This is a genomic window from Pseudomonas sp., assembly GCF_051660785.1.
GTDB lineage: Bacteria > Pseudomonadota > Gammaproteobacteria > Pseudomonadales > Pseudomonadaceae > Aquipseudomonas.
Genome location: NZ_JBOFQE010000076.1, coordinates 1 through 19,161 on the forward strand (window position 1 = coordinate 1; position 19,161 = coordinate 19,161).

Genomic DNA, 19,161 nt, shown 5'->3' on the forward strand with positions numbered 1-19,161 from the left:
GCGAGCCTGCTCGCGATGGCGGTGTATCAGTCAAGCAGATGGCGACTGACACGACGCCATCGCGAGCAGGCTCGCTCCCACAGGGGATTTTCGGTGTTTTTGGACGTGTGTTTAGTTCTGTTTAAGGTTACTTCCTGAAAGCTACAGCGCCTTGCGCCGTCGCCTACAACCACGTCAGAATCCGCCGGCTTGTGCGCCTGGGGGGCCGTCGGTAACTTGGTTCGTGTCACTGATTCCCAGTGATCGGGTTTAGTAGCCCGGATTACCCCTCAATACGGTTGCATAAGCGTCACTCAGTCAGGTTTTCACCTGCACTTGATGGTGGCTGTGCGCATGGCACCCTCGGGTGCGCCGGGTTTGAGGGTGTTACCGGTCTACTAACTTGCGCACAGCTACCACCCCTTCCGTTTAGTAGCGAGAGAGGTTGTAGCTCTACTAAAGGTAAATCCCTCAATGTTCAAAATAACTCCGAATCCCCCAGAGACCGACGACGTCTCCCCCTACGAAACCCCCGACTCCAAAAAACTCAACGAAGCCGCCGACCGCGCCCTCGATTTCTACCTCAAACCGGTCATCCCCAAAGACACCCCACGCCGACCCAGCACCATTTACACCATCGCCCCCGACATCGATCACGAAACCCTGCTGGCCAACGCCTGTGAATCCCTGGCGTCGGCGAGCGTGATGCTCAGTGATTTCGCCGCATTGATGGAAGGCCCGCAGCGCAACACCGTGCTCGGCATTCAACAGTCCGTGATGCTGGGTGAACTGGCGGTGAACCGGATGCTGGATAACCTCGTTCCACCGACATAACCAACTAAGACAAGGGAGCCTTTGTGGTGAGGGGATTTATCCCCGTTGGGTGGCGAAGCCGCCCCAAAAACAGCCATCGCAGTGATTCAAGCAGATCGCGTGTACTGGGTCTGCGACTGCTCCGCAGCCGAACGGGGATAAATCCCCTCGCCACAGGGTTATGTGTCACAGGTTGGATTGGGGGTTAGAGGAGATTCGGGCTTGGCACCGGATCGATCTGCGCCCAATGCGAAGTATCTTCGCGATGGGCCTGCAAGTAAGGCAACACCGCCGCCAGCAGCGGCTCCTTGAACGCTTCCTGGAATCGATGCGCCAGCCCCGGAATCAGCTTTAACTGACTGCCGCGGATATGCGCCGCCAGGTGCACGCCATGCATTACCGGCAACAGAGGATCGGCCGTGCCGTGGACCACCAGCGTCGGTACCCGCAACTGGTTAAGCAGCGCCACACGACTGCGCTCGGCGAGGATCGCCATGATCTGGCGTTTCACGCCCTCGGGGTTGAACGCTCGGTCATAGGACAGCGCCGCCTGATGCAGCAACGCCTGCCGATCACTGACGGTCGGGCTGCCCAACGCCGCCAGCAAATCCGCCTGTTGCTCCAGCGCCACTTCGCGATTCGGTGCGCCACGACGGGACAACAACTGCACCAACGCCGCACTCGGCGCCGGCAAGCCCTCGGCCCCGGAGCTGGTCATGATCAGGGTCAGGCTCTCGACCCGCTGCGGCGCCATCGCCGCCATGTGCTGGGCGATCATCCCGCCCATGCTCGCGCCTAATACGTGGAATTGCTCAACCTTTAACGCATCCATCAGGCCAAAGGCATCGTCCGCCATGTCGGTCAGGGTGTACGGCGCCGCCACCGGCAGACCGAGTTTGTAGCGCAACACTTCGAAGGTCAGGTTGGCGTCGACCGGCGCCTGCCGCCAGGTCGAGAGGCCGACGTCGCGATTGTCATAGCGAATCACCCGAAAACCTTGCTGACACAGCGCGACCACCACCTCGTCCGGCCAGTGAATCAACTGCCCGCCCAGCCCCATCACCAGCAACAACGCCGGGTCGGACGCACGGCCAATGCTCTGGTACGCCAAGCTTACCTGCGCCAGATCGGCATGTTCAGTTGGAACGTTGACGTCGCAACGAGACGCCGCGAAAGACGGTAATCCAAACAACAACGCGGCCAGGAAGGCCGCTGTTGATAAAAATCGTGCACGCATGAAAAACACCGAAACGCAGAACCCCAGTAGAGCGCGAGTCTGATGAAATTTGATCAAGCGCGCTGCCACAGTTACGTGACAGTTTGATGAAGAATGCCGAGCGGTCATTTTCGGGACCGCGTCATCGTTCATCGCGAGCAGGCTCGCTCCCACAGGATTGATGTCGTACACACTATTTGTGATCGACCTAAATCCAATGTGGGAGCGAGCCTGCTCGCGATGGCGCCCTTAAGCCAACTGACTGCGCAACTGCCGTGCCGCCGCGACCATGTTAACCAACGCCGCCTCAGTTTCCGGCCACGCCCGAGTCTTCAACCCGCAATCCGGGTTCACCCACAACCGCTCCGCAGGAATGCGTTTAACGGCTTTGCTCATCAACTTGACCATCTCGGCCGTGTCCGGCACTCGTGGCGAGTGGATGTCATACACACCCGGCCCGATGTCGTTCGGGTAGTCGAACGCTTCAAAGGCTTCCAGCAATTCCATGTCCGAACGCGAGGTTTCGATGGTGATCACGTCGGCATCCATTGCCGCGATGGATTCGATCACGTCGTTAAATTCGCTGTAGCACATGTGCGTATGGATCTGGGTTTCGTCCCGCACGCCGGAGGCGCTCAGGCGGAAGGCTTCAACCGCCCAATCCAGATATTCCTGCCATTGCGCCCGGCGCAGCGGCAGGCCTTCGCGGAACGCGGCTTCGTCGATCTGCACGATCTTGATGCCGGCGTTTTCCAGGTCCACCACTTCGTCACGCAGGGCCAGGGCCAACTGCTGCGCCTGAATTTTGCGCGAGATGTCTTCACGCGGGAACGACCACATCAACATGGTCACGGGGCCGGTGAGCATGCCTTTCATGACTTTGTCGGTCAGGCTCTGTGCATAGGTGATCCAGTCGACGGTCATGGCGTTCGGGCGGCTGAGGTCGCCGTAAATGATCGCCGGTTTCACGCAACGTGAACCGTAGCTCTGCACCCAGCCGAAACGGGTGAACAGATAGCCGTCGAGTTGTTCGGCGAAGTACTCGACCATGTCGTTGCGTTCGGCTTCGCCGTGCACCAGCACGTCCAGGCCCAGGCGTTCCTGGACTTGCACCGCGTGGCGGATTTCGCTGTGCATGGCGTCGGTGTAGTCGTTGGCCGACAGCTTGCCTTGCTTGAACGCCTGGCGTGCCAGACGGATCGACCCGGTTTGCGGGAACGAGCCGATGGTGGTGGTCGGGAATGGCGGCAGTTTCAAGCGGGCCTGTTGCTGCGCGATGCGTTTGGCAAACGGCGAATGACGCTGGCTGTCCTTGTCACTGATAGTGTTTATCCGTGCCTTCACTTCGGCTTTGTGGATACGCGGCGACTCGACGCGGCTGGCCTGAATCGCCCGGCTTTCGGCGAGTGCAGCTTGCACCTTGGGCGATTGTGGATCGTTGAGGGCATCGCGCAGCACAGCGATTTCACCGCACTTCTGCACCGCAAAGGCCAGCCAACTTTTCAATTCAGGGTCGAGTTTGTCTTCGCGTTCCAGGTCCACCGGGCTGTGCAGCAACGAGCAGGAACTGCTGACCCACAGGTTATCGCCGAAGCGTTCCTGGGCAAATTGCAGTTGTGCGAGCACCGGCTCCAGTTCGCAGCGCCAGACGTTACGGCCATTGACCAGACCCACCGAAAGGATCTTGTAGGTCGGCAGACGATCGAGCACGTGCAGCAGTTGGTCGGGCGCGCGCACCGCATCGATGTGCAAGCCTTGCACTGGCAAACCGACGGCCAGACCGAGGTTGTCTTGCAGGCCGCTGAAGTAGGTCGCCACCAGCTTTTTCAGCGGCGAATACTGGAGGATGTGGTAGGCGCGCTCGAAAGCGTTTTTCCATTCTTGCGGCAGGTCGAGGGTGAGGATCGGTTCATCGATCTGCACCCATTCCACGCCCTGAGCGGCGAGGCGGCCGAGGATTTCGCCGTAGATCGGCAGCAGTCGTTCCAGCAGATCGAGCTTGTCGAAGTCGTTGCCTTTGGCTTTGCCCAGCCACAGGTAAGTCAGCGGGCCGATGATCACCGGTTTGACGTTGTGACCGAGGGTTTTCGCCTCGTCGACTTCGTCGAACAGCTGCTCCCAGCTCAGTTTGAATTGTTGGTCAGCGCTGAATTCCGGGACCAGGTAGTGGTAGTTGGTGTCGAACCACTTGGTCAGTTCCTGGGCGTATTGCGCCTTGGTGTGTTCCCCGCCGCAGCAGGCCGCGGTGGCGCCTCGGGCCATGGCGAACAGGGTGTCGAGGGTCGGCAGGCCGCGGGAGTCCTTGGCACTGTCGAAGCGCTCGGGGATCACGCCGAAGGTCAGGGAATGAGTCAGCACCTGGTCGTACCAGGCGAAGTCACCGACGGGCAGCAGGTCGATGCCGGCGTCCTTCTGCAACTGCCAGTGGGTGGCGCGCAACTGGCGGCCGACACTTTTCAGCGCTTCCTGATCGAGGTCGCCCTTCCAGTAGGATTCGAGGGCTTTTTTCAGTTCGCGGTCAGCGCCGATGCGCGGAAAACCAAGTGTGTGGGCCAGAGCCATGGTGAATTTCTCCCTGTAAAAGATGGCGCTATTGTCGACAGCCAACCCATCATGAGACAAACTCAACCTTTTCGTGTTGATCACAAGTTTTCCTCATGGAGCCATCCGGTGCTTGAAATCCGTCATCTGAAGACCCTGCACGCCTTGCGCGAAGCCGACAGCCTGGTCGATGCCGCCGACCGCCTGCACCTGACCCAGTCAGCCCTGTCCCACCAGTTCAAGGAGCTTGAGGAACGGCTGGGGATGCCGCTGTTCGTGCGCAAGACCAAACCGGTGCGCTTCACCAGCGCCGGTCTGCGCCTGCTGCAACTGGCCGACGCGACCTTGCCGCTGCTGCGTGGCGCCGAGCGCGATATCGCGCGACTGGCCGGTGGCACCGCCGGGCGTTTGCACATGGCGATCGAGTGCCATAGCTGCTTCCAGTGGCTGATGCCGACCATTGACCAGTTCCGCGATGCCTGGCCGGAAGTCGAGCTGGACCTGGCCTCGGGCTTCTCCTTCGCCCCGCTGCCGGCCCTGGCCCGTGGCGATCTGGATTTGGTAGTGACTTCCGATCCGCTGGAACTGGCGGGCATCACTTACGTGCCGTTGTTTACCTATGAAGCGATGCTCGCGGTGGCCAACCAGCACCGTTTGGCGAGCAAGGCCTACATCGTTCCGGAAGATTTGCTTACCGAAACGTTGATCACTTACCCGGTGGAACGTGATCGGCTGGACATCTTCACCCGCTTCCTCGAACCGGCCGACATCGAACCGGCGCAGGTCCGCACCTCGGAACTGACGGTGATGATGATGCAGTTGGTGGCCAGTGGACGCGGCGTGTGCGGCATGCCCCATTGGGCGCTGCATGAATACAGCTCACGAGGTTACGTGAAGGCCAAGCGGCTGGGTGAGAAAGGATTGTTTGCGACGCTGTATGCGGGGATTCGGGCAGACATGCTGGATGCGCCGTACATGCGCGATTTCTTGCTGACGGCCAAGGACACATCGTTCTCGACACTGGACGGGGTCAGCGCCGTCCGCTGATGGACCAAATGAAAATACACTCCCTCGCCACAAAAGCTCTTAACCTTCAGGATTCGGGTTGAGTTCACGCCACATGTGGATTTTGTCGAAGTAGTCTTCGCCGACGCGAACTGCCATGGGTTCGAGGCCGTACTGTACAAAGCCGCAACGCTTGTACAGGTTGAACGCGGCTTCGTTGCCGGCGGTGACAGTCAGCTGGATCAGTCGCAGACTTTTATGGTTCTGCGCTTCGGCCAGGACGGCTTGCACCAGTTGTTGACCCACTCCGCGCTGCCGCACAGTGCCGGACACGTACATGCCAAACAGCGTCGCCTTGTGTCGGGCCTTCTCCCGAGGCTCGAAGGCCAGGCCGACGATACCCGCCAACTTGCCGTCCTCGAACGCACCGAACACCACGTCCAGTTTGCTGGTCAGGCGCGACTCCCACCAACTCAGCGGCATCGCCGCACGTTCGCGCACACTCGAGGTGAAGGCCTGCGGATGCAGGTCGTAGGCTTCAAGCATCAGTGCCCGATAGTCCAGGGCGTGGCTGCCATCCAGTCGTTCAATCCACATGATCAAGCCGTCCGACGTTGCTCAAGCATCAGCCGCACCGCCAGCGCTGACAGAACAAACCCCATGAAATAACGCTGCAGCGCCAGCCAGGTCGGGTTGTTGACGAACCACGATGCGATGCCCGCCGCGAATATCGCGATCAGCAGGTTGACGCAGAAACTGACGCTGATCTGGGTCATGCCCAGCACGATGCTTTGAGTGAACACCGAGCCATGTTCAGGCGAGATGAATTGCGGAAACACCGACAAATAAAACACCGCAATTTTCGGGTTCAGGGCGCTAGTGAGAAAGCCCATGGTGATCAGTTTGCGCGACGAGTCCGGCGGCAACTGCTGCGCTTCAAACGGTGAACGCGCCCCGGGTTTGACCGCTTGCCAGGCCAGCCAAAGCAGGTACAGCGCGCCGGCCCATTTCAGCACTTCGTAGGCCATCGGCACGGCCAGGAATACGGCGGTCAAACCGGCCGCGGCGGCGAACAGATGCACGAAAAATCCCGCGACCACGCCGAGCAAAGACGTCACGCCAGCCTTGCGCCCCTGGCAGATCGAACGGGAGATCAGATAAATCATGTTCGGCCCCGGCGTCAGCACCATCAGCAACGCGGCAGCAGCGAAAATCAGCAAGTCTTGAAGCGGGATCATGGGGGCAATCCTGGCACGTGAATAATCAGCCGGTCGTGGTCAGCGACGCTCGATAAAACGGCAGGATCAGGTCTCGTGTCAATGGCGCCAATGTGAGATCGCCGTCAGTGGCCGGATCGATCCAGCACACTTCTTCGATCTCCGCGGCCGGCGATACGTCTGAATCGATGGTGAGCTGGAAGAGTTCAGCCTGTACGACAAATCCCGGCTCGTTGGCGGCAGGTGCCGAGAAGGGGCCCAGGTAGGTGGCGTGCGCGGGGTCGATAACCAGCCCAAGCTCTTCTTCCAGTTCACGGGCCAGGGCGTGAACCGGTTGCTCATGGGGCTCGATCTTGCCACCGGGTTGCATGAAGGCTTCGGTGCCGCGCTTGCGGACCAGCAGCGTGCGACCGTCGGGGCCGATCAGCAGGGCGGCGGCGATGCGGATGATGCGGGGGGAATTGGCGGTGGAAAGGGTCATGGATCAGGATTGGCCTTGGGTAAAAGCCGCAAGGATCACATGGGCACGGGTTCTGCGTCATCCCGAAAGATCTCTGTCAAACGCCGAGCCCATTGTAGGAGCGAGCCTGCTCGCGATAGCGGTCTTTCAGTCGACATCAATGGTGAATGTCAGTCCGTCATCGTCGGAACGCCGCCCGGAGCCGGCTCGCTCCCACAGGGATCAGGGCTGAGCCTGAACCACCAGCGGCGCTTCGAGAATCGCGGCTTCCACCTCCTCCGGCACTTTCACAAAAACGCTGTATTTCGCCCCTTCCATCGCTTCGAACGCGATCAGCTTCTCCACCAGCGGCCCGCTCAGCACTTTGCCCGCATTGAGCAGCAACATGCCGTTATCGGCATTGAGGTTGTGCGCCAGAATCATGCCGGCCGCCAAGTCCCGGGTGCTCATTACCTTGACCGTCGGATCGGCCAGCGACACATCGCTCAGGTAGGCGGCGCAAACTTTTATGAAGTCCTCGACCAGATCAGGATCGTAGAGCCGACCGGCGTACTGGCGGATATAGACCAGGGCTTCGTCGCTGTTCATCTGCCGCTCAAGGATCAGCCCTCGCTGCAACTCGATAAAATCCACCGCCAGTTTCAGCCACCGCGAACCCAGCGGAATCGCCTCGCCCTTGAGCCGGTCCGGAAACCCGGTGCCGTCCCAGCGTTCCTGATGGTGAAGGATCAGGCGCGCGGCATCTTTCATCGGGTCGAGGGTCATCAGCAACGATTCACTCTGCTTCGGATAACCGCGATAGCGCTCCTGATCGTGGTGGTGCAGCAAGTCCGCAGGCGTGGTCATCATGCTGTCGGTCCAGCTCAGCTTGCCGATGTTGTAGAGCGCCGCGGCCATGGTCAGGTCGCGGGTACTGCCCTCGTCCAGGCCATGGCGTTTGCAGTACACCCGCACCAGTTCGATGATCTGCCGGTTCGTCTGCTTGGCCGGCGGCAAACGCAGATTGGCCAGCAACGAAAACACCTCGGTGCCGGTGACATAGCTGTGTTTAAGCTCTTCGTAAGCCAGGTCGAGCATGTCGGCGGTCTGCTGCAGCTCGGAAGTGCGGGACGCGACGTGTTTTTCCAGGGTCGCGTTGAGCAGCTTCAATTCTTCGTTGCGATCCCACGTCTCTTGCACAAGACGCAAGCGTTCGCGCTCGGAATGCTGGTAGGCGAGGGATTGGCGCAAGGTCAGCAGCAACTCTTCGTCGTGCCAGGGTTTGCTGATGTAGCGGTCAATCTGCCCCTCGTTGATCGCTTTGACGATCATCGTCAGGTCGGCATAACCGGTGAGCAAAATGCGCAGCGTGTCGGGATGGCGCTGGTGAATGTGCGCCAGCAGCGTGGCGCCGTCCATATTGGGCATGCGCGCATCGCTCATCACCAGGTCGACGGGTTGCCGGGACATGATGTCGAGGGCCTGGGCCCCGCTGGTGGCCAGCAGCACTTCGTAGGGCTGGCCGCGCAAGAGCCGGCGCAGGCTGTTGAGGATCGATTCCTCATCATCAACCAGCAGGACCGTGGGTTTAAGGGTGACAGTCGTGGTGAGTTGCTCTTCCATGGCATTACCTCAAGCGAAACGGGCACATCGTGCGTCAGGTATCAGCCAACGGTCCTCTTTGGCCCTACCTGAGCTACAGGCTAGATGATTTTCGGCACGTCCCCTGGAAATGATTCGTTTCAGTCGATCGGGCGAAGTGCCGAAGGGGCGACTATGCTCAGTTCACTCGGATCCATTATCTATATCGCTTGGCCACGTGATCAGGGAAAGGATGCCCCTATGAGCACACTGCACCACATTGCCACCGCTCCCGGCGTATGCCTATGAATACGCTGCTGGCGCGAACCAACCGTCGAATTCTTATCGTCGACGACACCGCTTCCATTCATGCGGATTTCATCAAGATCCTCAGCCCGCCATCGATCGATGACGACGACCTGATCAGCGCCGAAAACGCCCTGTTCGGGACGCAAGCGACGGCCACACTGCAAAGTTTCATGCTCGACTCGGCGTTTCAGGGCCTTGAGGCACTGGACAAGGTCGAACGGGCGCTGGCCAATGACCTGCCCTACGCGATGGCCTTCATCGACATGCGAATGCCGCCGGGTTGGGACGGTCTGCAAACCATCGAACGCCTGTGGCAGGTTGACCCCAAGCTGCAAGTGGCGCTGTGCACCGCCTATTCCGATTATTCCTGGGAAGACATCGATGAACGCCTGGAACTGGGCGATCGCCTGCTGATTCTGAAAAAACCTTTCGATGCCATTGAAATCCGGCAGATGGCCAGCGCACTGACCGCCAAATGGCAAATGACCGAAGATGCGGCGCTGAAGATGTCGCTGCTGGAAACGGCCGTCGAAGAACGCACCCGGGAGCTGTCCGACGCCAACATCATCGTGCAGAACAGCCCGACCATCTTGTATCGCCTGCGGGGCGAACCCTCGTTTCCGCTGATGTATATCTCCCACAACATCACCAAGTACGGCCACATCGCGGCGAACCTGGTCGCCTCGGCCAACTGGGCCCGGGAATTGATCCACCCCGACGACCAATCGAAGGTCGACACGGCCATGGCCCGGGTGCTGGACCGTCATGCAGCGGGCGCTTCCATCGAGTTCCGGATGCGCACCGGCGACGGTGCCTTGCGCTGGGTCGAAAACCGCTATATCCCGGTGCGTGACGCCGAAGGACGGTTGCTGGAAGTCGAAGGCATCATCATCGACATTACTGAACGCAAGGTCGCCGAGGAGAAAATCGCCCTGCTGGCCCGCACCGACGGGCTGACCGGGCTGGCCAACCGGGCCACCTTGATCGAGCGCCTGCACCAGGCGTTCGCCGCGGCCCGTCGCGGCGCCACACCGTTCGCGATGTTCTACCTGGACCTGGATCACTTCAAACGAATCAACGATACCCTCGGTCATCCGGTGGGCGACCTGTTGCTGCAGGAAGTGGCCCGGCGGATCAAAGCCTGCGTGCGCGAAAACGATGTGGTCGCCCGCCTCGGCGGCGACGAGTTCGCCATTCTGCAGCTGGACGTCAGCGACCCGACCCAGTCCGCGTCCCTGGCGGCCAAGGTCCGCGATGCCCTGGTGCTGCCCTACTCCCTGGCCGGCAATGATGTGCGCGTTTCGGTCAGCATCGGCATCAGCAGTTACTCGTCGCTCATCACCAGCGCCGAAGGGCTGCTGACCCAGGCTGACATGGCGCTCTATCGCTCAAAGGAAAAGGGCCGCAACCAGTATCACTTCCATTCCGAGGAGATCAATCAGGAGGTGGTCGAGCGCATGACCATCGCCAGCGACCTGAAAGACGCCCTCGAACATAGAGAACTCGAACTCAGGTACTGGCCGGAAGTTGACCTCAGCACGGGCAAGATCCTTGGCATGGAAGCCCAGGTCATCTGGAATCACCCCAAGCGGGGTTTGCTCGAAGCGCCGGCGTTTCTGCCCGCTGCGGAAAAAACCGGCGCCATCATCGCCCTCGGTCACTGGGTGCTGGATCGCGCCTGCCAGCAAATGCGCCAGTGGCGCGACGAAGGCATGGCGCCGCCGGTGATTGCCATCAAGCTGTCCCTGGCCCAGCTCAAGAGCGGGCCAGAACTGATCTATGACGTGCTGCGCACGACTGCGCGCTGGGAACTGTGCGCCTGGGACCTGCGCTTCGATGTCACCGAAGCGACTCTGGCCCATACCAAATGGACCCACAACGACGTGCTGCCGCGCCTGCGGGAGCTGGGGGTGAAGATCGCCATCGACGACTTCGGCACCGAATATTCCTCGTTCGATTACCTCAAGACCTACCAGGTCAATCACCTGAAACTCGCCCAGGCGTTCATCGATACCGCGGCTCGCGATCCGTCCAGCGCCAACACGTTGCGGGCAATCATCAATTTCGCCCGCGAGGTAGGGATCGGAATCATCGCCGAAGGTGTCGAAACCCAGGAACAGCGCAGTTCGCTGATGGCCACAGGCTCGCCAATGAACGCTCAGGGTTACTTCTTCAGTAAAGCCGTCAGCAGCCAACAGGCCGCCCAATTGCTCAAGGCCGGCAGTATCGTGCCCACAAGCGGGCCGCCCCTGGACAACCCGCACACCACGGAGGGCCAGGGATGAAAACGTCGTCCGTCCAGACCAACCGGCGCATCCTGATCATCGATGACACGCCCTCTATCCATCAAGACTTTCGCAAGATCCTCGGCCCCGACTCCGACGATGAGCGGACCCTGGCCGGCACGGAAGAGGCGCTGTTCGGCACGCTCAAGCCCGAACGGCTGACGTTCCAGCTCGATTCCGCCTATCAGGGCCAGGAAGCGCTCGAACTGGTCAAGCGCGCCCGGGCCGAAGGGCGTCCCTACGCCATGGTGTTCACCGACATGCGCATGCCGCCGGGTTGGGACGGGCTGGAAACCATTGAACAAATCTGGAAGGTCGATCCGCACCTGCAAATCGCGCTGTGCACCGCCTATTCGGATTACAGCTGGGAAGACATGGCCGAACGGCTGGAATTCGGCGACCAGTTGCTGGTGTTGAAAAAACCCTTCGACAGTCTGGAAATCCGCCAGATGGCCAGTGCCCTGACCTGGAAGTGGCAGATGACGCAGGACGCGGAGTCGAAAATGCAAAGCCTGGAGCAGACCATCGAGGCGCGCGTCCACGAACTGCTCAAGGTGTCCCACCTGCTGCAATATGACGTACTGACCGAACTGCCCAACAGCACGCTGCTCGGAGATCGGTTGAACCAGTCCCTGGCGTTGTCCCGCCGCCATGACAAGCAACTGGCAGTGATGTTCCTGGGCCTTGACCGCTTCAAGCGCATCAACAATGCCCTGGGCCATCCGGCCGGTGACGAGATGCTCAAACGGGTCGGGCAAAACCTGGTGGCCACGGTGCGCGAATCCGACTCGGTGTTTCGCTACGGTTCGGACGAATTCGTGGTGATCCTCGCCGATATCCGCCATCCCCAGCAGACCAAAGGCATCGCCGAAAAACTCCTGAACGCCATCCGGGCGCCCCAGCACATCGCCGGCCATGACCTGAGCGTCACTGCCAGCCTGGGCATCAGCATCTACCCCGATGACGGCTTCGATGCCATCGCGCTGATCAAGAAAGCCGAAACCGCGATGCGCAACATCAAGGAAAGTGGCCCCAACGATTTCAGCTTTTTCATCGACGAAATGAACCAGCGCGCCCGGGATCAGCAAAGCATCGAGTCGGGTATTCGCCTGGCGCTGGAACGCGACGAGTTTGTGCTGCATTACCAACCCAAACTCGACCTGGGGACTGGCGCGGTGGTCGGTGCGGAGGCCTTGATCCGCTGGCAGAAACCCGGGCATGGCTGGGTGTTCCCGTCGGATTTCATCGGCGTGGCCGAAGACAGCGGCTTGATCGTACCGTTGAGCAAATGGGTACTGGCCCAGGCCTGTCGACAAGCCTGCGCGTGGCAGGCGGCGGGCTTGCCGAAGCTGTGCATGTCGGTGAATGTCTCGGCCATTGATTTTCGCCAGCGCGGGTTTGTCGAAGGCATCGAACAGGTGCTTGAGGAAACCGGACTGGACCCCTCGTTACTGGAACTGGAGATCACCGAAGGCGTCCTGATGCAGAACGTCGATGCCACCGTCACCGCCCTGAAACGGATCAAGGCAATGGGAGTGCGGCTGGCCATTGACGACTTCGGCACCGGTTATTCCAGTCTGAGTTACCTGCAGCGCTTTCCCATCGACGTGCTGAAAATCGATCAGTCGTTCATTCGCGGCCTCAGCCGTGACAGCAGCGACGCGGCGTTGGTCAGCGCAATCATCAGCCTGGGCAAGAGCCTCAATCTGACCATCATCGCAGAAGGAGTGGAAACCCTCGAACAGCTGGATTTCCTCAAGGCTCATCAATGCGAGGAAGGCCAGGGTTATTACTTCAGCAAAGCCGTGGAACCAGACGCCTTTGTGCAATACCTGACGTCCGTGAAGCCTTCCCCCTCCGCCGCCACATGACCGATGCGAAGCGACACACAGGCCACCCGCCAAGGAATCATCAGATGTCGCCATCCCTCTACCGTGTTCTTTTGCTGTCGTCGCTCGGACTCTGTCTGAGCGCCAACGGCGCGCCACTGGACGAGCCGCTTAAACCGCTGCCGCCGGTTCCACAGCAAAACCCGCTGCAGGTCGAACTGGGCCGTCAGTTATTCAATGAGCCACGGTTGTCGGTCAACGGCAGCCTGTCCTGCGCCAGTTGCCATCACCTGGAAACCGGTGGCGCTGATAACAAGGCGTTCTCCATCGGCTTCAACGGGAAGCCAGTCGCCATCAACACCCCCAGCGTGTTCAACGCCAGCCTGAACTTCCGGCAATTCTGGAACGGCCGCGCCGACACCCTTGAAACCCAGATCCACGCCGTGGTGCAGAGCCCCAGTGAAATGGGCAGCAACTGGGAACACGTGGTGCAAACGCTGTCCACCGACGCGGCTTATCAAACAGCATTCGCCAAAGCCTATGCGGACGGCGTGACCATGATCAATGTGCAAAACGCACTGGCCACCTACGAGCGCACGCTGCTCAGCACCAACTCGCGTTTTGACCAATACCTGCTGGGCGACACCGACATTCTCAGTCGCGAGGAGAAGTACGGATATCAACGCTTCAAGGACTATGGCTGCATCGCCTGCCATCAGGGGATCAACATCGGCGGCAACATGTTCCAGAAGTTCGGAGTGATGGGCGATTACTTCAAGACCCGTGGCAACCCGACCGAAACCGACCTGGGCCGCTATCTGGTGACCAAGGATGAAGAGGACCGCAACGTGTTCAAGGTCCCGAGCCTGCGCAACGTCGCCGTGACCGCGCCGTACTTTCACGACGGTTCGGCCAAAACCCTCGAAGACGCCGTAGACGTGATGTTCACGTTTCAGCTGGGGCGCATCCCCTCCAACGAGGACAAGGTGCTGATCATCAAATTCCTCAAGACTCTCACCGGGGAATGGGAGGGCAAACCGTTATGAAAATGTCCCATCGACGCAGCCTGGCACTTCTCGGCGTCGTGGCCCTGCTACTGGCCTCGACACTGCTGTTTCTGTACCTCAAATCCAGCTCGAACCAGACGTCGACCTACACCGAATCCCGGGATTTGATCCGCCAGATGAAACAGCTGAACGCCCAATGGGAAACCGAGATCCTCAAAGCGCGGATTGCCATCAGTCATAACTATGATCCATTGGTTTCGCCGCTGACCGAAATGACCCGCCTGTGGGAGCAGTTCCAGAGACTGGAAACCACTCACGATCGCGGCACGCCTGAGTGGCAAGCGCGACATGAGGCTTATCGAACCGCGATCACGGAAAAGACCCGGCTGGTGGAACAGTTCAAGTCCCATAACGCCCTGCTGCGCAACTCTCTGGCGTTCCTGCCTACCGCCGAAGACGATATCCAGGGTCAGCTGGCGGCCCTGCCTGACCAAGATAAACTGCAGGTGCAAAACATCGCCACCGACACCTATGACCTGTTGCTCAGCAGCCTGGAATTCGCCCAGGTCACCTCCGACGACAAGGCCGCGGACATATTGCTCGGCCTGAACAAAATGAGGGTGAACAGTCAGCGGCTGCCCGAGCAGTTTCACAGCCCGATCACCATTCTGAGCAATCACATCGAGCTCATCCTGCGTGAGCAGCCAGTGGTCAACCGGTTACTGGAGAACATCGCCGCCATCCCGGTGGCCGAGCGTCTGGATGACATCACCGGCCAGCTCAATGAAGATCAAAAGCGCACCGACGCCGTCGACCAGCGTTATCACTTTTACATGCTGGTGTTTTCAGTGCTGCTTGTGCTGTTACTGGTGTACCTGGCGATTCACCTGATGCGCAGTTTCACGGTGATCAATCGCGTCAACAAAGCCCTGAAAACGGTTAATGACGACCTTGAGCATCGGGTTGAAGAGCGCACCCGCGAACTCAAGGACACCCAGAGTGAACTGCTGGACACCGCACGCCAGGCCGGCATGGCCGAAATCGCCACCAATGTTCTGCATAACGTCGGCAACGTGCTCAACAGCGTGAACATCTCCGCCGACCTGGTGACGCGCAAACTACGCACCAGCAAGGCCCAGGGGCTGGGCAAGGCGATGCAGCTGATCAACGCACACCAGGGCGACCTGGGCACTTTTCTGACCCTGGACGAGAAAGGCAAGTTGCTCCCCGGCTACCTCAATCAACTGGTCGACGCCATTGCGCTCGAACAACAGAGCATGACCGAGGAGCTCGCCCAACTGACCAAAAGCGTCGACCACATCAAAGACATCGTCGCCACTCAGCAGTCTTACGCCGGCGCCAACAGCCTGATGGAACCGCTGCACATCAGCGAACTATTGGAAGATGCGTTGCGCATGAACTCCGGCGCGCTGACCCGGCATCACGTCACGGTGGTCAAGGAGTACAACGCAGTGCCGCAGGTCATGGGCGACAAGCACCGGTTGTTGCTGATCCTGATCAACCTCATCAGCAACGCAAAATATGCCATGTCCGACCTTAGCAACCGGCCGCGACAAATGACCCTGGGGGTGAAAATCGTCGAGGACACCACCCTGCAAATCAGCGTCAAGGATGATGGCGAAGGCATCGCGCCGGAGAACATGACGCGCATCTTTGCCCATGGCTTTACCACCCGCAAGGAAGGTCACGGGTTCGGTCTGCACAGCTGCGCACTGGCGGCTATCGAAATGAACGGCCATCTCAGCGCCCACAGCGATGGACCCGGCAAGGGTGCGCAATTCACCCTGCAGATCCCGCTGAAAACCGTCACGGAGGAGGCATGAGTGAGCTTTCGAACCGGCGCATTCTGCTGATCGACGACACGCTGTCCATTCATGATGACTTTCGCAAGATCCTCACACCGGACTCAGTGCAACACATCGAACTGGATGAGATGGAAGCCGCGCTGTTTGGCAGTGAAGTCAAAGCCACCACGCCCCTCTTCGAACTGGATTCTGCGTATGGTGGCCAGGAGGGCCTGGGCAAACTCACTCGGGCCTTGCAGGAAAGCCGCCCCTACGCCCTCGCGTTCGTGGACATGCGCATGCCCGAAGGCTGGGACGGCGCGCAAACCATCGAACAGCTGTGGCAGGAAGACCCGCGCCTGCAAGTGGTGGTGTGTACCGCGTATTCCGACTATTCCTGGGATGAACTGCTGGACCGTCTACAGGCCCATGATCGCTTGCTGATCCTGAAAAAACCGTTCGACAACATCGAAGTCCAGCAGATGGCCAGCACCTTGCTGACCAAATGGGAGATGACCGAACGCGCGTTTGTGCAGATGAGCCACCTGGAACATCTGGTGGACCAGCGCACCAGTGAATTCAAACAGGCCAGCGCAGCGTTGCAGCGGGAAATCGACGAGCGCAAACAGCTCGAATCGCAACTGGTGCAATCGGAAAAACTAGCCTCGCTGGGGCAATTGGCCGCCGGCGTCGCCCATGAAATCAACAACCCCATCGGCTTCATTTCATCCAACCTCGGCAGCCTCGATGGCTACTTCAGGCAACTGCAGGAAATGCTCGACGCCTATCGCGAAGCCGAAGAGGCGATTGCTTCGGGTGAGGTGATTGAGCGGCTTGGGCAGTTACGTGAGCGGATCGAACTGGAGTTCCTGCGCGACGACATCCCGTTGCTGATCAAGGAATCCAAGGAGGGCATCAACCGGGTCGGGCAAATTGTCAAAGACCTGAAGGATTTTTCACGCGTGGACTCCAACCTGGAATGGCAGTGGACCAATCTGCAACAGGGCATCGAATCGACGCTGAACATTGTTGCCAATGAACTCAAGTACAAGGCCGATGTGGTGAAGGCGTATCAGCCGCTGCCCGACATCGAGTGCCTGCCGTCGCAGATAAACCAGGTGATCATGAACCTGATCGTCAACGCTTCCCAGGCGATGGGCCCGCAGCGCGGCACCATCACCCTGCGCACCGGGGTTGAGGGGGAACGGGTGTGGATTGAGGTGGCTGATACCGGCTCAGGCATTGCACCGGACAGCCTGCAGAAAATTTTCGATCCGTTCTTCACCACCAAACCGGTGGGCCAGGGGACAGGGCTTGGGTTGTCTCTGTCTTACGGCATTGTGAAGAAGCACCGGGGGGATATTTCGGTGCGCAGTGAGCTGGGCGTGGGCAGCACGTTCCGGGTCGAGTTGCCGGTGCACCAAACAAATTCAGCGGCCTGAACACAATCCAAACTGTGGGTGCGAGCCTGCTCGCGATGGCTGCGTGTCAGTCACTATTAATGTTGTCTGACACGGCCTCATCGCGAGCAGGCTCGCTCCCACAGGGTTATGCAGTGTCCGGAATCAGGTGGCCTCCTGGAAATCCATCTCCGGTGGCTGGCGGCGGAAACCGCCGGTCAGCACCGCCAGGTACACCACGCCAATCGCCAGCCAGCTCAGGCCCAGGTAAATTGCCAGGTGATCGAGACTGACCATCAGCCACAAATCTGCCGCCAGGCCAATGAACGGGAACAACAGGAACAGCACGAACTCGCGCAGGCCCTTCTTCTCACCGCCGATCCAGTAGTGAAAGATCACCGACAGATTCACCAGACTGAACGCCAGGAACGCGCCGAAGTTGATAAATGAGGTCGAGGTGGTGACGTCCAGTTTCAATGCCAGCAACGCTACCACCGCGCACAACAGGATGCTGTTGACCGGCGTGCCGAAGCGCTCATGCAAGGTGCCGAAAAACGATTTGGGCAGCACACCGTCGCGCCCCATCGCAAACAACAGACGCGAACCACTGGCCTGAGCCGACAAGCCCGACGCGAATTGGCCGACGATCAAGCCGATCAGGAAAATCGTCACGAACAGGTCGCCACCGATATTGCGGGCGATTTCATAGGCTGCCGAGTCGACGCTGTCGAACTGGAACGACGGATGCGCGATCTGCACGAAATACGAGACGCTGACGAAGATCAGCCCGCCGATCAGGGTAATCAACATGATCGCCCGCGGAATGGTGCGGCGCGGGTCGCGGGTTTCTTCGGTCAGGGTGCTGACCGCGTCGAAACCGAGGAACGAGTAACAGGCAATGGCGGCGCCGCTCATGATCAGTGGCATCTGCATGTCGCCGTTGAAGAACGGCTTGATCGACCACAACGGCGTGCTCGCGTCACCACCGACGTAGTGGATGCACAGCGCGACGAAGGCGATCAGCACCAGGAACTGCACCAGCATTAGCAAGGCGTTGATGCCGTTGGCCAGTTTCAGGCCGACGATGTTGATCGCGCTGGTGATGCCGATGAACGCCAGCACCCAGATCCACTGCGGCACGGCCGGGAACGCGGAGTTGAGGTAGGCGGCGCCGATCAGCCAGATCGCCATGGGCAGGAACAGGTAATCAAGCAGCACCGCCCAGCCGGCGATAAAGCCGAGTTTCGGGCTGATCGCCTTGCGTACATAGCTGTAGGCCGAGCCTGCGACAGGGAACGCCGAGGCCATTCGGCCATAGCTCATGGCGGTGAAAAACATCGCCACCAACGCCGCCAGATACGCGGCCGGGACCATGCCGGCGGTGGATTGAGCGAGGATGCCAAAGGTGCCGAGCACAATGATCGGCGTCATGTAGGCAATGCCGAACAGCACCACCGAACCCAATGACAGGGTGCGTTGCAAACGAGCCATGAGCGACTACTCCGAATTTATTAGATTTATGGGCAGAGCCGAGTTCGGCAAAAATTTACGTCAAGTTCAAAAGCCCCCCTCACCCCAGCCCTCTCCCCATGGGGGAGAGGGGGAAAGGGAGCAGATCTCCATATGATTCAAATCCTGAGTTCGACTCGGTAATTCAGGTCGATGTAGCGCTTTGAATCGCTTCGGTCAGTCCCCTCTCCCCCCGGGAAGAGGGGGAAAGGGAGCAGATCTCCAT

At 59.7% G+C, this 19,161-nt stretch carries 14 protein-coding genes; 7 read left to right on the forward strand and 7 right to left on the reverse strand.

The window, feature by feature from the left end:
- The first annotated feature begins 453 nt into the window (after window positions 1-453).
- Window positions 454-813 (forward strand): DUF6124 family protein, encoded by a 360-nt coding sequence (locus ACRC4F_RS20530; protein ID WP_438660986.1) that lies wholly within the window; start codon window positions 454-456, stop codon window positions 811-813.
- 184 nt (window positions 814-997) lie between these two features.
- Here ACRC4F_RS20530 and ACRC4F_RS20535 read toward each other — a convergent pair whose 3' ends face one another.
- Together ACRC4F_RS20535 and metE are read right to left on the reverse strand one after the other, a co-directional pair.
- Window positions 998-2,029 (reverse strand): alpha/beta fold hydrolase, encoded by a 1,032-nt coding sequence (locus ACRC4F_RS20535; RefSeq protein WP_438660987.1) that lies wholly within the window; start codon window positions 2,027-2,029, stop codon window positions 998-1,000.
- Window positions 2,030-2,257: 228 nt separating this feature from the next.
- Entirely contained in the window at window positions 2,258-4,570 is a 2,313-nt protein-coding gene (metE, locus tag ACRC4F_RS20540; protein ID WP_438660988.1) for a 5-methyltetrahydropteroyltriglutamate--homocysteine S-methyltransferase, read from the reverse strand.
- A 108-nt stretch (window positions 4,571-4,678) separates the two neighbouring features.
- On the opposite strand from metE, the gene metR reads away from it, so the two are divergent.
- A complete protein-coding gene (gene metR, locus ACRC4F_RS20545; RefSeq protein ID WP_131060908.1) occupies window positions 4,679-5,596 on the forward strand; it encodes a transcriptional regulator MetR in 918 nt (305 codons plus the stop codon).
- Between the two features lie 39 nt (window positions 5,597-5,635).
- Here the strand turns inward: metR and ACRC4F_RS20550 are convergent, their stop codons facing one another.
- The 4 genes from ACRC4F_RS20550 to ACRC4F_RS20565 all read right to left on the reverse strand — a co-directional run bounded on the left by ACRC4F_RS20550 (window position 5,636) and on the right by ACRC4F_RS20565 (window position 8,833).
- On the reverse strand, window positions 5,636-6,151 hold the full coding sequence (locus ACRC4F_RS20550) for a GNAT family N-acetyltransferase (RefSeq protein WP_438660989.1): 516 nt from the start codon (window positions 6,149-6,151) through the stop codon (window positions 5,636-5,638).
- 2 nt (window positions 6,152-6,153) lie between these two features.
- Window positions 6,154-6,792: a LysE family translocator gene (locus tag ACRC4F_RS20555; protein ID WP_438660990.1), complete on the reverse strand. Its 639-nt coding sequence runs from the start codon at window positions 6,790-6,792 to the stop codon at window positions 6,154-6,156.
- Window positions 6,793-6,817: 25 nt separating this feature from the next.
- The gene (locus tag ACRC4F_RS20560) at window positions 6,818-7,252 is read right to left on the reverse strand and encodes an NUDIX hydrolase (RefSeq protein WP_438660991.1); all 435 of its coding nucleotides are present in this window, start codon (window positions 7,250-7,252) and stop codon (window positions 6,818-6,820) included.
- A 201-nt stretch (window positions 7,253-7,453) separates the two neighbouring features.
- Window positions 7,454-8,833: an HD domain-containing phosphohydrolase gene (locus ACRC4F_RS20565; protein WP_438660992.1), complete on the reverse strand. Its 1,380-nt coding sequence runs from the start codon at window positions 8,831-8,833 to the stop codon at window positions 7,454-7,456.
- A 257-nt stretch (window positions 8,834-9,090) separates the two neighbouring features.
- On the opposite strand from ACRC4F_RS20565, the gene ACRC4F_RS20570 reads away from it, so the two are divergent.
- Genes ACRC4F_RS20570 through ACRC4F_RS20590 form a run of 5 tightly spaced genes read left to right on the forward strand, consistent with a single transcriptional unit; the run spans window position 9,091 to window position 17,468 of the window.
- A complete protein-coding gene (locus ACRC4F_RS20570; protein ID WP_438660993.1) occupies window positions 9,091-11,385 on the forward strand; it encodes an EAL domain-containing protein in 2,295 nt (764 codons plus the stop codon).
- A complete protein-coding gene (locus tag ACRC4F_RS20575) occupies window positions 11,382-13,256 on the forward strand; it encodes a putative bifunctional diguanylate cyclase/phosphodiesterase (protein WP_438660994.1) in 1,875 nt (624 codons plus the stop codon). The genes ACRC4F_RS20570 and ACRC4F_RS20575 overlap by 4 nt, the downstream gene beginning before the upstream one ends.
- Window positions 13,257-13,300: 44 nt before the next feature.
- Window positions 13,301-14,260: a cytochrome-c peroxidase gene (locus ACRC4F_RS20580; RefSeq protein WP_438660995.1), complete on the forward strand. Its 960-nt coding sequence runs from the start codon at window positions 13,301-13,303 to the stop codon at window positions 14,258-14,260.
- Entirely contained in the window at window positions 14,257-16,065 is a 1,809-nt protein-coding gene (locus ACRC4F_RS20585; protein ID WP_438660996.1) for a DAHL domain-containing protein, read from the forward strand. The genes ACRC4F_RS20580 and ACRC4F_RS20585 overlap by 4 nt, the downstream gene beginning before the upstream one ends.
- Window positions 16,062-17,468 (forward strand): ATP-binding protein, encoded by a 1,407-nt coding sequence (locus ACRC4F_RS20590; RefSeq protein ID WP_438660997.1) that lies wholly within the window; start codon window positions 16,062-16,064, stop codon window positions 17,466-17,468. The genes ACRC4F_RS20585 and ACRC4F_RS20590 overlap by 4 nt, the downstream gene beginning before the upstream one ends.
- A gap of 123 nt (window positions 17,469-17,591) precedes the next feature.
- Here ACRC4F_RS20590 and ACRC4F_RS20595 read toward each other — a convergent pair whose 3' ends face one another.
- A complete protein-coding gene (locus tag ACRC4F_RS20595) occupies window positions 17,592-18,917 on the reverse strand; it encodes an APC family permease (protein WP_090180598.1) in 1,326 nt (441 codons plus the stop codon).
- Window positions 18,918-19,161: the final 244 nt, after the last annotated feature.